Origin of the sequence: Halalkalibacter sp. AB-rgal2 (assembly GCF_041821005.1) — a bacterium.
GTDB lineage: Bacteria > Bacillota > Bacilli > Bacillales > Bacillaceae_D > Halalkalibacter.
In genome coordinates this window covers 1-14,764 of sequence record NZ_JBGUAV010000036.1, presented here as the reverse complement: position 1 = coordinate 14,764, position 14,764 = coordinate 1, and the positions used below count along the sequence as shown (strand labels likewise).

Annotated in this window: 12 protein-coding genes; all 12 read right to left on the bottom strand. The window is 34.3% G+C overall.

All coding sequences use genetic code 11. The features are described 5' to 3' along the window. Nucleotides 1-28 precede the first annotated feature (28 nt). From ACERJO_RS19530 to ACERJO_RS19475, 12 genes are read right to left on the bottom strand one after another with little or no spacing between them, the layout of a single operon-like run. A complete protein-coding gene (locus ACERJO_RS19530) occupies nt 29-1,195 on the bottom strand; it encodes a glycosyltransferase (RefSeq protein ID WP_373648597.1) in 1,167 nt (388 codons plus the stop codon). A gap of 18 nt (nt 1,196-1,213) precedes the next feature. Then, nucleotides 1,214-2,641 carry a CDP-glycerol glycerophosphotransferase family protein gene (locus ACERJO_RS19525; RefSeq protein WP_373648596.1) on the bottom strand — a complete coding sequence of 476 codons (1,428 nt, stop codon included), beginning with the start codon at nt 2,639-2,641 and terminating at the stop codon, nt 1,214-1,216. 44 nt (nt 2,642-2,685) lie between these two features. Further along, nucleotides 2,686-3,882 (bottom strand): glycosyltransferase family 2 protein, encoded by a 1,197-nt coding sequence (locus ACERJO_RS19520; RefSeq protein WP_373648595.1) that lies wholly within the window; start codon nt 3,880-3,882, stop codon nt 2,686-2,688. Between the two features lie 18 nt (nt 3,883-3,900). Continuing rightward, a complete protein-coding gene (locus ACERJO_RS19515; protein ID WP_247106497.1) occupies nt 3,901-4,524 on the bottom strand; it encodes a DapH/DapD/GlmU-related protein in 624 nt (207 codons plus the stop codon). Between the two features lie 24 nt (nt 4,525-4,548). Next, the gene (locus ACERJO_RS19510) at nt 4,549-5,910 is read right to left on the bottom strand and encodes an MmgE/PrpD family protein (RefSeq protein WP_247106496.1); all 1,362 of its coding nucleotides are present in this window, start codon (nt 5,908-5,910) and stop codon (nt 4,549-4,551) included. Next, entirely contained in the window at nt 5,907-7,043 is a 1,137-nt protein-coding gene (locus ACERJO_RS19505) for an ATP-grasp domain-containing protein (RefSeq protein WP_247106494.1), read from the bottom strand. Before ACERJO_RS19505 ends, ACERJO_RS19510 begins: the two co-directional genes overlap by 4 nt. Nucleotides 7,044-7,073: 30 nt before the next feature. After that, on the bottom strand, nt 7,074-8,177 hold the full coding sequence (locus ACERJO_RS19500) for a DegT/DnrJ/EryC1/StrS family aminotransferase (protein ID WP_373648594.1): 1,104 nt from the start codon (nt 8,175-8,177) through the stop codon (nt 7,074-7,076). A 17-nt stretch (nt 8,178-8,194) separates the two neighbouring features. Continuing rightward, nucleotides 8,195-9,199, bottom strand: a complete 1,005-nt coding sequence (gene rfbB, locus ACERJO_RS19495) for a dTDP-glucose 4,6-dehydratase (protein WP_247106491.1) — start codon at nt 9,197-9,199, stop codon at nt 8,195-8,197. Nucleotides 9,200-9,232: 33 nt separating this feature from the next. Continuing rightward, a complete protein-coding gene (locus tag ACERJO_RS19490; RefSeq protein WP_247106653.1) occupies nt 9,233-9,964 on the bottom strand; it encodes a sugar phosphate nucleotidyltransferase in 732 nt (243 codons plus the stop codon). A 30-nt stretch (nt 9,965-9,994) separates the two neighbouring features. After that, complete coding sequence (locus ACERJO_RS19485; RefSeq protein WP_373648593.1) at nt 9,995-12,898, bottom strand: motility associated factor glycosyltransferase family protein; 2,904 nt, start codon at nt 12,896-12,898, stop codon at nt 9,995-9,997. Nucleotides 12,899-12,934: 36 nt separating this feature from the next. After that, the gene (locus ACERJO_RS19480; protein WP_373648592.1) at nt 12,935-13,933 is read right to left on the bottom strand and encodes an SDR family NAD(P)-dependent oxidoreductase; all 999 of its coding nucleotides are present in this window, start codon (nt 13,931-13,933) and stop codon (nt 12,935-12,937) included. 15 nt (nt 13,934-13,948) lie between these two features. After that, nucleotides 13,949-14,557: a DUF8042 domain-containing protein gene (locus ACERJO_RS19475; RefSeq protein WP_373648591.1), complete on the bottom strand. Its 609-nt coding sequence runs from the start codon at nt 14,555-14,557 to the stop codon at nt 13,949-13,951. Between the last annotated feature and the right edge of the window lie 207 nt (nt 14,558-14,764).

Genomic DNA, 14,764 nt, shown 5'->3' with positions numbered 1-14,764 from the left:
GAAAGCATTGGGGAATAACCTAATAGTATTATTTGCTATACCTTAATAATGAATTCCTTAACGTTCTCCAGGTAATCTTAAATTCAAGATTATGCTTATTTTGATTTTTATTAATCAACTCAAAATTATATGATGCATCTAAGTATCCAGGAAATAATTCAAGCGCCTTTTCAAAATTCCTTTTTGCACTTTTTACATCACCTAAAATAGCTTGTAAAACTCCTAAATTATTTAATGCCGCACCATTACTGCTGTTCTTAGCTACTACTAATTCTAAATCGTATTTAGCACGAACATATTCTTTTTTCTTTATTTTGTAAAGTGCTTTCAAGAAGAGCAGGTCAGCAACATAATCGTTATCGTTTATATTTTGTATCTCGTTATATCCGTCAACCCAATGGCCTAAACGATAAAGCATAGAAGTATATTCAAGTTTATTAAGATTATAAGGTAGGTTCCGTTTAAATATTGCATTCCTAATCTCTTCTAACTTAAATCTGTTTAAAATTGAATTTTCTCCGTGTACAGCATTTCTTATTTCATTTGTTGTATTATTTTCATGTCTTCTTACTTTAGCTATTGCATCCTCTACATATAAAAAGCCATAATGCTTGGACATTCGTAACCATAAATCCCAATCTTCATTTAAAGCTAAAGATTCATCAAACCCTCCTAAATCGAGTACCACATCTTTTTTTACTAATAGTCCAGAAGGAGTTATTATCTGGTTTCTTAATAGAAAGTACCCAAATGACTCCTTCGCAGGGACTTGTTTCCCTTTTATAAGGTCCCCTAATGATTGACCCTCTTTATCAATTTGCTCATAAGAAGGATAAACCGCTACCCATTTATCCACATTACTTTTTGATTGACTTAAAAGAATGTCTACTTGCTTCTTTAACAAGTTTTTGTCGACTATATCATCTGCGTCTAAAAATAATATCCAATCTCCTGTAGCCCTTTTTATGCCAATGTTTCGCGCTGAAGAAACCCCTTTATTCTCTATTTGATGAATAATCTTCAATCCATTGAACCTTGATTGAAACTCTTTAGCTATCTTAAGAGTATCGTCTTGACTACAATCATCTATAATAATAATTTCTGCGAGTGGATAGCTTTGATTTATTAAGCTATTTAATGCAAACCTTAAATATTTTTCTGCATTGTAAGCAGGAACAATTGCAGATATATTCATCTCTTATCCCCTTTTCTATCATGAGTATATTTCTAGGAAAATCTCTTTTTCAAAGGATTGATTACTTTTATATAAAGGGTAAATTTTCAAATCCTTAAATTCTTTGATTAAATCCTCATAGATCACTTCTTCGTAAGCTTGGGATGAAATTAAAATAACATCTGCTCCTAATTGATTGATCATATTTTTAGAATGCACAGGAATTTGATCAATGTACGTTCCGACCTTGCTAGGATCCTTGTCAACAACGGCAATAACATTAATGCTTTCCAATTTATTTAATAACCTTGTTGTATGATCCCCAGCACCATATATGATAATTTTGCTATTGCTTGTATCTATTTGCTTTTTCAAAAGGGTATTAATTCCGGAATAACCTTTTACCTGAGTCTGTCTTCTTGATGGTAAGTGAACTTTATTTGCTTCGACAAATTTCACCAATGCCTTGCTTGCCCTTACTGATGCCCTGCCATCAGTATACTTATATACTCCTTGAACAGCCTTTTTTCGTAATTCTTTCTGCTCTAATGGATCTTCCAAAGCCTTTTCAATAGAGGAAATGAATTGATTAGGTTCATCACAGTTTATACCAACATTAGCAAACTCCCAGAATCGTAAACCGTGCTCAACTCTTCGTCTATACCATGGAGCATTTAACACCACTACAGGCCTTCCCGTACTTGCAAATTCATATAATGTAGACATATGATCACATATATATAAATCAGCTCTATTCATGACTTCATTAAAATCTTTAACAACTTCAAATCCGTATTCTTCATAGTACGGAATTAATGTTTCAATCATTAGAGGGTGCCCATGGCCTAATACACACCAATTTTTCTTTTCAGCTTCTTCTGCTAAGCATTTTAAAGACTCTTTAAAATGCGGGAACGACGTTCTCGTTTCGGGTACAAAATTACGATCATAGTGAAACGATAGAGATATTACCGGCCTTGGATTTTGAGGAGGTTCAAAATTTCTATACCATTCATCTAACTTAGGACAACCAACAACTTCTATTGTAGTATTAGGATACCTTTCCTTAAAAACTTGTCCAATATGATCGTTTGGAAGGATGTCAAGAATAACATTTTTTCGAAATGGAACTAACGTATACTCTTTTTCTTTATAGGTTTGACCAGCGCCATGACTAACTAAAGCAATAGGTCTATTAATTGTATCAATAAAATCACCATAAATACTCGGAATAACAAGAAGTCGATTTTTCTGTTTAGATAACTCATGAATTATGTGCTGTAGATTACTAGATATCTTAAAATGATCATCAATTGTAGGTATAGAAAATCGGTTCAATTCATGTATGTGAGTACTCACATAAAAATTTCCTTTATATTTTGGAGGAAGTGACTCCCATATAGGAAATAAATGTTCAAAGTAATGATGTTTCCAAGCAAAAAAGTCAATGGCTTTACTATTATTCATCTACTCACCTTTTTTGAAGTATTGATAAACTAAGTTACCTTAATCTAATATTCGCTAATATCATTCATAGTTAGTACATTTAAAGCTGGATTATAATCTAGTAATTGTTTTTTTATTTCTACATATTGTTTTCCCCAAACAGTAATAATTACTAAATTAATACCGTTTTTATTTTCGACTAAGCTTTCTGGATGAACGATATGTACGTTTTCCACAGTCTGTCCATAATGATAATTATCTAAAAACAGCGATACGCCAACATTATGATCATTAAGATGTTTCTTTATTTCTTTAGCAGTATCCGCCACTCCAAAAATAGCAACTTTAATTGCTTTATCTTTTTGTTTATGCATGTAATTAATAATCGCCCTTGCCCATATTTCCCCATCATTTGCTATCTTTTTATAGAACTCCAACGTATATAATACTTTTTGCTTTTTTTTAGTTATAATTCCATCATGTAGTTTCAATGTGCTTTTGTTAAATTCATCAAGCAATTTTAATTTATTTTCATATAGCTTAATACGATTCCATTTATGATTCCTTACACGGTTAGACCAAGAACCTACTATGCCTTTCCGATAAACGGACATGATTCCATCTAAATAACTAACATATCCATGAGATATACATAATAGCCTTAAAGCATCATCACCTGTAGAATAAAAGTACCAATTTGGGAGGTCATTAAATATTCTTTTTTGGAAAAAAAATGATGATGTATGGTTTATTTCAGCCCCCTGCATAATTATTTCATCATTAGACCTAACTATATTATTATCTGATGGTTTTCGAATGTCTTCTTCTTCATTCATCATTTTATTAAACGTTATAACCTTTGTTGCATGAGTACATAGAGAGCATGTAGGATTCGCTTCCATATAATCAAACTGCTTCTGCAACTTATATGGATCGGTCCAATAGTCATCCCCTTCACATAAAGCTATATATTTTCCTTTTGCTTTGGGGATTAAAAATTGTGCAGTCACTCTTCTAATACCTTTAGAGTATTGGTTTTCATTTTGATAAATGGGCTTAATGATATTTGGGTATTTTTTTTCATAATATTCAACTATTTCTTTTGTTTTATCTGTTGATGCATCATCATGTATTATTATCTCAAAATCAAAATCAGTTTTTTGCATCAAAAAACTTTCAATCGCATCAGAGATAAAGCTCTCATGATTATAAGTCATACAACAAACACTGATGATAGGCTTGTTACAATGAGAACTCCCCACAACAACATTAAACCTCCTTCAATATTCTTTTGGATCATATTTTCCGCAAAACTCTTCTATTGACAGATTTCGAAAGTCAGCCATAGAGTCTTTAATCTTACTATGATCCCAATCCCACCAGGCAATCCTTAATAATGCATTTTCAATTTCACGGCTAAACCTTCTTCGTATCGGTTTTGCCTCGACTCCAGCAACAATAGTGTAGGGCGCAACGTCTTTTGTTACTACAGCCCCCCCTCCAACTACTGCACCCGTACCAATAGACACACCAGGCATAATTAAAGCTGCTTGTCCTATCCAAACATCATGACCAATTGTAACTTTTTGCTCTCTTCTCGACTGAAAAAAATTTTGATCATTTTCACCAAGGTCATACTGAGAAGACCTGTAAGTAAAATTGGCAAGAGCAGGCCTTGAAATTGGATGATTTCCAGCATTTATTCTCGTGAAAGGGGCAATCGCACAAAACTTCCCAACGGTAGTGTATATCATTTCTGAATCATGTAACACGTATGAGTAATCTCCTATATTGCTTTCCGTAACTCGAACCCGTTCATCGATTTCAGTCCATTTTCCAATTTGACTAAATCTAACTTTAGCAGTTTCATGTATAGTTGGGCCTGTTGAATTCAATTTTTTCATATTGTCACTCCTTTAACTGAGCGCTTACGCTGTTTTTGAAATAATCGACATCAACCTATTGATACTATCTAATTTTTCAAAATCAAGTAATAGCTCTAATGAACTATTTATTTCGTCTGTATTTAGATAACAACTAGCGCAGTCAACATATTTATCAATTAGATCTTCTAGACTCATAGGTGAAAGTGCCGACCCTTTAGCAAATTTAATTTTTCTCTTAATTGTTTGACCAGAATATAAAGTAATAACAACCTCATCTTCCCTAAGGTTGTCTCCTTCTTCCCAATCATTATGAACTCTAACTTTCACCTTCTCCATTAATCTGATAACTTCAGAGTTGTTAAGCTTCTCCTCAGTGAATTCGCTCAAGCCTACTTTACCAAATATTACAGCTGCAGATAATACATACTGCATACTAAACTTTGCTTCCAAAATAGTTTGAGGCTTCTTATATTTCAATACATGTAATGCTCTAGGAGAGGTTCGACATTCTAATTCTTCAATATCTTGGTAAGTGAATTCATGACTATTTTTCATATCAATTACACCATCTATTGCTCTATGCGTTAATGCACAAGATGGATATCTTTTCACACTAATTCCAGGTTGAATGATTGAATATGGCTTACCCCATAACTCTAAACTTCTTATTAAATCATCCTCTTCTCGATTCGAATATACTTCTAAGAACCCCCCATCATTCTTAAATATATTGTCTGATGAAGTAAAACCATCTTTAGCTAGCAACACCGAAGTAATTGCACTTTGAGCAGCGTTTCCTACGTGTAATGCTTTGGTCATTGTTCCAAAATTCATAGTTAACCCTGATGCTTGAGATCCAGCAATACCTACTGCCATTTTAACTTGTGAATAATCTAAATCTAAGATTTTTGCCGCTGAAACCGTGGCAGCTAAAGTACCTAACACCTTTGTCGGATGCCAACCTCTCATATGTAACATCGGCATTGCTTTAGATAAACACGAAAAAAGTTCAACACCAACAACGTATGACTCTATTATTTTTTTTCCACCAATATGATAGCGTTCAGCTAAGCTTAATAATACTGGTAAAATCGGTGCACTTGGATGTCCTTGAGTGTTTGCCCCTGAATCATCATAATCTAAAATATGTGCCATTGTCCCATTTGCAAGAGTTGCCGCTGATAAGCTAGTCTTAAATCCTCCCCCAATAACACTAGAGTCTGGGGTTAGAGATTCACCCTTTACAAATGTCCTCATTTTGTGTCCAATTGGATCTTGCGCTCCTACTAATGTAACTCCTATAGTATCAATGATTGCTCTTTTGACTTTCAAGATAATTTCCTCTGGCAAATCATCATATTGAGTATTACAGACAAGTTGAGCTATTTTATCAGATGAATTCATTCGATCTCCTCACTTGCTTTTGTCCATTTTTTTGTTGTTCTTAATGTTTCTATTTCATTACTATTTATAAAGTTACTCAGCAGACTTTTACTGACTAGATAATTATTTTCATCTTTATTTTTTAGAATCGGGAAATCAAAGTCGCTGACAAAATATTTAATAATTAATCCAATATCATCTTGACCTAACATTAATCGTGGAAATGTATTACCGTTAGTTCTCATATTCATTTCCTGAGCCTTCCACTTTCCATTTCTATCTTTTCTAAATTGCACAGTTACAGGGCCTGCTCCACCTTCTTTAAATAATGCATTAGCATAATCTAATGTCAATTTTTCCAAATCTTTATTTTCAACTTTTGTAAATCCTAGAGTCCTTCCTGCATCATGCTCATTTTTTGAAATGAATACGGGAGCAATTTCACCATTTGGTGCTAGTATTGTATGACATGAATAGTGAATAACATTGGGTGCATGAGAGAACAAAGGAATTGGACCTTCCATTAACCTAAAATAAGTTTCAAGTAATTCTGGATCTCCCAGATACTCTTGTAACATGTATCCATCCAATTCTAAAACAAAGTTGATATCCTCATTGTTCCTAATAAAGAATACACCCTTTGAAGCATAACCTCTTACCGGTTTTGCTATCAAAGGAAAACCAACTTTCTTAATAAAATCCAAATAGCTTTTTTTGTCACTATTTTTCTTTACTTCAATTGATTCCGCAAAGGGAAGCTTGTACTTTTTAGAAAATTCCCATGTTTTCATTTTATCAAGTGCAAATAATAGTGTATCTAAATTACCATAAGGTACTTTCCCTTTTAGGTCTGGATTTGATTCCATTATTCTGTATATAGCTTCCGTATCCTCATCCCTACCACTTAAAATTAGGTCAGGCTCAACTTCACGGATTATTTTTTTTATTATCAATTCATACTCATTAGTACTTGTATTAGGGACTAAATAACAATAATCACATTTATAATTATTAGGGCTTTCCGCAATACTATTTGTTCCAATTAAATTTACCTTATCTCTTCTATTTGAAGCATTAAATTCAAGAGATTCCTGAATATTTTGACCAACTAAACTGCCAATACTCGTTACTAAAATTTTTATTTTCTTATCCACACCTAACCCTCCACAAATTAGAAGCATAAATTATATACTTTCAATAATGTTATTCACAATTTCCTCTGCATTTTCAATTGTTAAGTTACTATATAAAGGAAGGCACAGTGTCTTCTTTGAAATTTCTTCAGAAATGGCCTTTGATCGATAAGTTACATATGACAATGTATTTAATGACGGATAAAAATATCTTTTAGGAAAAAAACCCTCTGTTTGAAGGTTGTTCATAACTTTTAACAATATTTTCTCATTTGATAAGAGGATTGGATAATATGCATAATTATATCTAGTCTTCATCACTAATGAAGGCTTTGTAATACCTAGACTACTAGTGAAAAATAGTTTATCATACGTTTGGCTAACTACTTTTCTGCTAGAAATAAGTTCATTCACTTTCGGTAACATACACAACCCAAACGCAGCATGCAATTCAGAGTTCTTTGCATTAATCCCTAATCCCCATAATTCTCCATTACTCATTCCAAAGTTTCTCATGTATTCGATTTTGTGTGCTATTTCATCGTTGTTTGTAATGACTGCGCCGCCCTCAACTGTACCAAATAGCTTAGTAGCATGAAAACTCACAGTAGAAATATCACCAAACGATAGCAAGGGTTGTCCTTTATACTCTACTCCAAAAGCATGAGCACCATCATAAATCACCTTTAATTTGTGACGCTTGGAAATTTCTTCAATCCGATCAACATCACAAGGATTTCCAAAAACATGAGTAATTAAAATAGCCTCTGTTTTTTCTGTGATCATTTCTTCTATTAAATCGGGATTTATATTTAAAGTTTTTGGATCTATATCTACAAATACTGGAGTACACTGTTCCCAGACTATAGCCGATGTAGTAGCAACAAATGAAAATGGTGTAGTAATAATCTCACCAGTTAGATTTAGTGCTTTCATACTTAACTGCAATGCCATAGTACCATTAGTCACAAAATAACAATGCTTTACACCTAAGTACTTTCTCAGTTCTGCTTCGAGTCTCTGCACCATTGAACCATTATTAGTTAGTTGTTTGCTTTCCCAAATTTCCTTCAAGTACTCGACGTACTCCTCTAAAGGTGGAAAAGATGGTTCTGTTACAGGGATAGGTTTGTTTTCTATCAACCTTTCAGCCATTTGTTATCTCCTTATCGCTATATTAAATGAAGCCTTTTTAAATACCATTCAACAGTACGCTTGATTCCTTCATTAAAGTCAATAGTAGCGCTCCAATTGAATGAATTTTTTAATTTAGTACTATCTATCGCATACCTTCTATCATGACCTTTCCGATCTTCGACAAATTCTATTAAATCCCCATTAACATCAATAAAATCACTACGATTAATAGATAGAATGTCTCTTACTTGATTGATTAGGCTCAAGGTAACCTCAATATTTGTTTTTTCATTATTAGCACCAATATTATAAACTTGGTTATCTTCCCCATGATGTAAAATGATATCTAATGCAGAGCAATGATCTTCTACATATAACCAATCTCTAACATTTAAACCATCACCATATATAGGTATTCTTTTTCTTTCTATAATTTTATGAATGATCATAGGTATCAGCTTTTCTTGATGTTGGTATGGTCCATAATTATTGGAGCATCTACTAATTGTAATAGGCAGCTGATACGTTCTATAGTACGCCTGACATATTAAATCAGCTGATGCTTTTGAAGCTGAATAGGGGGAGCTAGGATCCAATAAGGTGGTTTCAGTAAAGAAGTCACTTACATCCGTTAAGGATCCATAGACCTCATCGGTAGAAACTTGATGATACCTTTTAACACCGTACTTTAATGAAGCATCTAATAAAACTTGTGTACCTAAAATATTTGTTTTCAAAAATTTTTGCGGTGTTTTAATACTTCGATCGACATGAGACTCAGCCGCAAAGTTAAGAACGTAATCAGGTCTATATTTATGAAATAAGCGCTCTATTTCTTCATTATTACAAATGTCAACTTTTTCAAAAAAGTACTGACCTTCTTTAGAAACAGAGTCTATATTTTTTAAATTTTCTTCATCACCTGCATAAGTTAGATTATCAATATTCACTATAGTTATTTTATCTTTATATTTATTAAACATATAGTGAATGAAATTTGCTCCAATGAAACCAGCACCGCCTGTTATAAAATAAAGCATCCTACTTCTCCTTTAAATCCATTATCCTTCACCTTAAAAATCTAGTATTTTATTACTTGTTCGATACATGATCTCATTAGCATATTGCAATGATTCAATAGTCCCTGCATCTGTCCAGTTCCCCTCTAGAATATCGTATTCCAACTGATTGTCCTGGATATATATATTGTTAACAGAAGTAATTTCTAATTCATTTCTACCCGATGGTTCGATTTTTTTTATATAATCAAACACGCTATCATCATACATATAGTAACCAATTACTGCATAATCAGACTTAGGAGCCATTGGCTTTTCTTCAATTTGAATAACTTTCCTTTCATCAATAGCAGCTACCCCATATCGCTCAGGATCACCTACTTTTTTTAGTAATACCCTCGCTCCCCTATCTTGCTTTTCAAAAGCTTGTACATTTCTTTTGATTGAAGTGTCACAAATGTTGTCTCCTAAAATCACTACAATCTTCTCTCCGTTTGCAAAACCTTCTGCTAATAGTAGGGCATCTGCAATTCCAGCCGCTTCTTCTTGAACTTTATAAGTAAATTCACATTTAAATTGATTACCACTTCCTAGCAGGTTAACTACATGTCCCATATGTTCTGTACTTGTAACCACTAAAATATCATTTATTCCTGCTGAAATAAGCTGCTTAATTGGATTGTATATCATTGGTTCTTGACCGACTGGTAATAAATGTTTGTTTGTCACTTTCGTTAAAGGATACAGTCTAGTTCCCTTTCCCCCAGCAAGTATTACACCTTTCAGTTGGACTCAACTCCCTTTTATTTATTCCCCTTATATTAGAATCAAAGGTCTGAAACCTTCACTTTCTCTTATTAACTTTCGATTCAATGATAATAAATACTTGTGATCAAAGTTCCCTCTAAGGATTCTTCCATTTTGTCTTTTTTCTTCTGTAATGATCGTTGTAGTAAATTCATTACCAATATACCATGTGTTTTTCATTCCTATTTCGGCCATATCTTTACACCAACTTGCAACACCTTCTATAATAAAATCTTCTGTGTTTACAAATTGATCCCATTCATTCGTATGCGGCCATGCTCCTAATTGCTGATTTTCAAAGCTTTTGTTGCTGTTATGATCTTTAAAAGCACTTCCCCCTAAAAGTAACCTTATAAATGCTTCTTCACGATCTAAATTCAACTTTTTCCCTTTAGGGACTCCAAAATATTCTAATGAATCCCACGAAATACTATGCTGCACATTCCGATCCGCAATCAGCTTCTTCTTCCCCTCTTCAACATCGACCATAATAAAATAAAAATCACCATCTGGATAAGCTGCCGATTCTGGTGGAATAAATGCTCCTACCGCTTTTCCTAGGTTAGAAAACTCCCCAACCTTATTATAAGTAGCTTTATAATGGCACCTAATTCGTTTTCCTACTTCTAGTGACTCAACATCCGTTACTTCATCGATATGGAAGACTCTGCCCTCTCCAACTTCCACTCCTGTAAAAACAAAAGGCTTATTCTCGAGTAGCTCAATCTCTACTTGATGCATGTGATCCTCTAATTCCTCACAAGTAAATACAACCTCACCATGTTCACACACATAGCTTTGTTTGATATTTTGATTTCTAGTTGAAAAAGTTTGCTCTATACCATCAATTTTGATAAGGATACTTGCTGCATAATCCTCTCTTGTACATGCCTTTACTTTAAGAGATGTTCCTTTAAAGTTAAATTTTATCGTTTCTCCTGTTTTCGCTGTTTGCTCGATTGGGAGCTGAGTTGCCTTTTTGCCATTTTTGACATCAATGATCGTTAAATAATCTCTTTCCCAACGACTGGAATAACGGAATACTCCACAATTACTTGGATAATTTATCGTTTCATTTTGACCTTCACTTAACTGTTTCTTAACAAATGGAGTCAATTCATTAAACATCAGTCGACACGCATTCATGTACAAACTTGATTCCTTTAGTAAGGAGCTAGCTTTGCTAAAGACATCTGGGATATGCTTTATTTCCTGTAGCCTGTCTACAAAAGTTTTATAAACATCTCGTGTAGCAGGTTGGATAATCACTTTCCCGTACTGATTAGACACAAATTGCTTAAAGGCTTTGTCGTATTCCACAAACCCTAGCTCAATCTTTGCACGGTTCTTTTGATTTAAGCTATGCTCTATGTTCTCCAAAGCAGCAAATACGTTGGAACAATCCTTCATAAATTGGATAATTGATTGATACATGCTTTGAATGGAGTCTTTCATTGTTAGATATCGGTCATTATTCTCATCTACATACCACTCTTCCTTCACTACTGCCGCTGTTAACTCTTCTGTTATGACTTGTTCAAGAGGAATGAAAGGTGCACCTTCAATCTTTGCACCATCTTTCGTCGTATTCGTAACATTCACATTTGCATATCGTTTTATATATGACTCGATTGAAAGTCTCATTTGGTTAAAGGCTGAGTTCGTTTTCACTTGACCACCATGCACATCTTCAACGTACAGACTTTCTTTTATATCCTTTTCCTGAAGCTCAGCTGATTCATTCCCTCGATTAATATCATTGGAATAATAAAGGTTCTCTCTAAAAGCAAAATTTTGCCCTACTAAAATAATTGAGCCCGCCTCTAATGTAGCCATTAGCTGTAATGTTACGATCGCAATAGAAAAAGCATCATCGATTTTCGGGATCGATTCATCTCTAGTAATGGCAGGAGTTACCGCATCTTGTGTTGTCACAAAGTGTAGCTTAGGGCCTCGATAATAATCTAACGTTTCAAACCCAACTGTCGTACCATAGATCATCGGTACAGATGAAATGTTCTTTTCATACATCGGTTTAAAAACAGTAAAGTTATGTGGCTGTGGATCATACGTACAAACAGCATCTGGCATAATGTCTTGAGCGATTAATGCTTTATTGGCAGAACCTACCGCGATTATATACGCTAGTTTCTTTTCTTTAATATAGCGCAAGTTTTCATACTCATCCTGTAATGAAGGGCCAGCTGAAACAATGAGAACCGGCTTTCCTTTAAACACATCCTTTTTTTCAAAGATATTAGGCGTGTTTAACGTAGTAGGTACGTTCATAAGGCTGTTTACCGTCCATCTTTTCCCAAAGAAATAATCCGCATTTCGTGAATAGCTTTTCAGCTGTACATAGTCTCTATAATTTGTTAAGAATTGCTCGTATTGGGACGGAAATATCCGTTCATAACTCGGAATAGGGATTAAAAGGACCTTTTTACTGATTTCTCTTGCAAACTGCTGAACAAATTGACTACCACTTTCTTGTGTCCATTCAATAAATAAATGCCTCATTTGTTGAATAGGTAACTCTGTTAGCTTCCGCTGATTCATAAAGTGGTAGAAAACAGCTGGGCTCGGTTCATATAAAGAGAAGGTTTTATTTGGCCATCGTTTCATAAATTCTTCTATATGATAACCAAACCCAATTCCATAAAATAAAACATGCTCGTATTGATCAACTTGGTCAGCATATTGCTCGATCCACTTATTCGCTTCATTTAATGGATCATATTTACTATGGAGGAACGTTTGACGTTCATTTGTTGTTATTTGTAGGGTAGGATAGCCTTTACGAGATTGGATCGATTCCATTGGTTCTTTTTTGAGTTGAGGTTCATACTTTTGTATTAATTCTCGGATGTAACGATAATGCTTTCGTAAGTATTGAATATTATCTACTAACATGTTAAACCTCCCGTACACTTCATCAGTATTGCAGTTTTATATCAATTGCTCCTCTATAAGCCACTTTCTAACCGTTTCTTTCGGGATAGCGTCCGAATCGCTTGGAAGCTGATAATGATTGGTGTTTCGCTCACCTTGATAAGAATTATTTTTTGATCCATATGGTGGTGGAAGAATGTACATTTCTTCAATTTCCGTTGCAATTCTCGATTCATCCTCTGTCATCAGCTCTTCATATCGCTTCTCACCAGGTCGTAAGCCTATCTCTTTTATTTCCACATTGTTATTGATTCTGCATGTCTTTGTTATCTCTTCAATCATCACTTCAGCTAGATGATGTAACTTAATAATAGGCATTTTTAATACGAATACTTCTCCACCTTGAGCAATTGCATTCGCTTTTAAAATTAACTGGATCGCTTGCGAAGGAGTCATCATATAACGAATCATCGAACCATCTGTAATCGTAATTCGTCCCTTTTCGACAATTTGCTTTTTAAATAGCGGAATAACCGACCCTCTTGAGCCCATCACATTGCCAAAACGAACAGATGAGAAAATCGTTTCTTTCGGTCCTTTTTGATATTGAGCGGCTGAAATTAACCGTTCAGCAGTGAGCTTTGTTGCTCCATATGTATTAGATGGAGCAATCGCTTTATCCGTACTTGTAAATAGAACACGCTTGACTCCATTTTCTAATGCTGCTTGTATGACATTTTGCGTGCCCAATACATTTGTTTTTACAGCTTCAAACGGGTTATATTCACAAGCTGGAACATGCTTCATCGCTGCTAGATGAAACACGTAATCAATATCCTCCATCGCTCTTGAAACCCTTTTCTCATCACGAATATCACCGATCAGATAGCGAATGTTCCGATACTCTTGAAACTGCTGTTGCATTTCAAATTGCTTATACTCATCCCGACTAAAGATCCTTATGACATCAGGGTTATACGTTAATAACTCTTGCAGTAAATGATGACCAATTGTCCCCGTACCACCAATAATTAATATCTTCTTTCCTTTATACATATAGAACACTTCTTTCTAGTTAGCTTCAGGACGAGTACCTATCTCATCAATCGTCTTCGTTGCCGTCGATTTCAATTGTTGCCAAGCAGGGAGAACCTCATAATTTATAATATCCGCAATCAAAATCGCATCTTTGTTTTCTACAGCCTCTAATAAAGTAGGGAGCTCTGATTCCATCGTCGTTAATGATTCGACATATTGCTCCATATACGGTACTTCCAAGTCAATTTGCTTAATAGATTGAACTAATTGAATGAGCCAATTCATTCCTTCGACTAATTGTCCGAATGTATCCCATGTTTGCTCTGTTGGGTTTTGATAAAACGCTTCAGATAACGCTTCAACTTCTGGTAATGCGCCCGTGAGATAGACTTCTGTCGTTTGAATCGTTTCGATTAAAATTTCTTTCTTTGTTCTCATAACGACTGTAATTTCTTTCACTGAAGCAATATGTTCCACTAAATAAGCATCATGATTCTCATAAACCTCAGCTTGATCTACTTCTAAATGACTAAAAAATTCATCTGATTGCTCAATCATGTCATTAATTTTCTTGAAAACATCCTCTAATACCGATATTTCATTATTATATTGATACGTTTCGTCATAAATCTTCAATATCATAAAATAACCCTCAACTTTCTACACTCTTCTACTTATTATATCGTCATTTAGACTTAGAAGTTTAGCCTTAAAGAAAAGGACTTCCTGTCAATTACTGGACCATTCATTGCATATAAAAAAGACCCTGTAAAAATACAGAGTCTTTTTCAACCAATAATCGATTATCCAAGAAGTTGAAGAACTGATTGTGGTTGTTGGTTTGCTTGT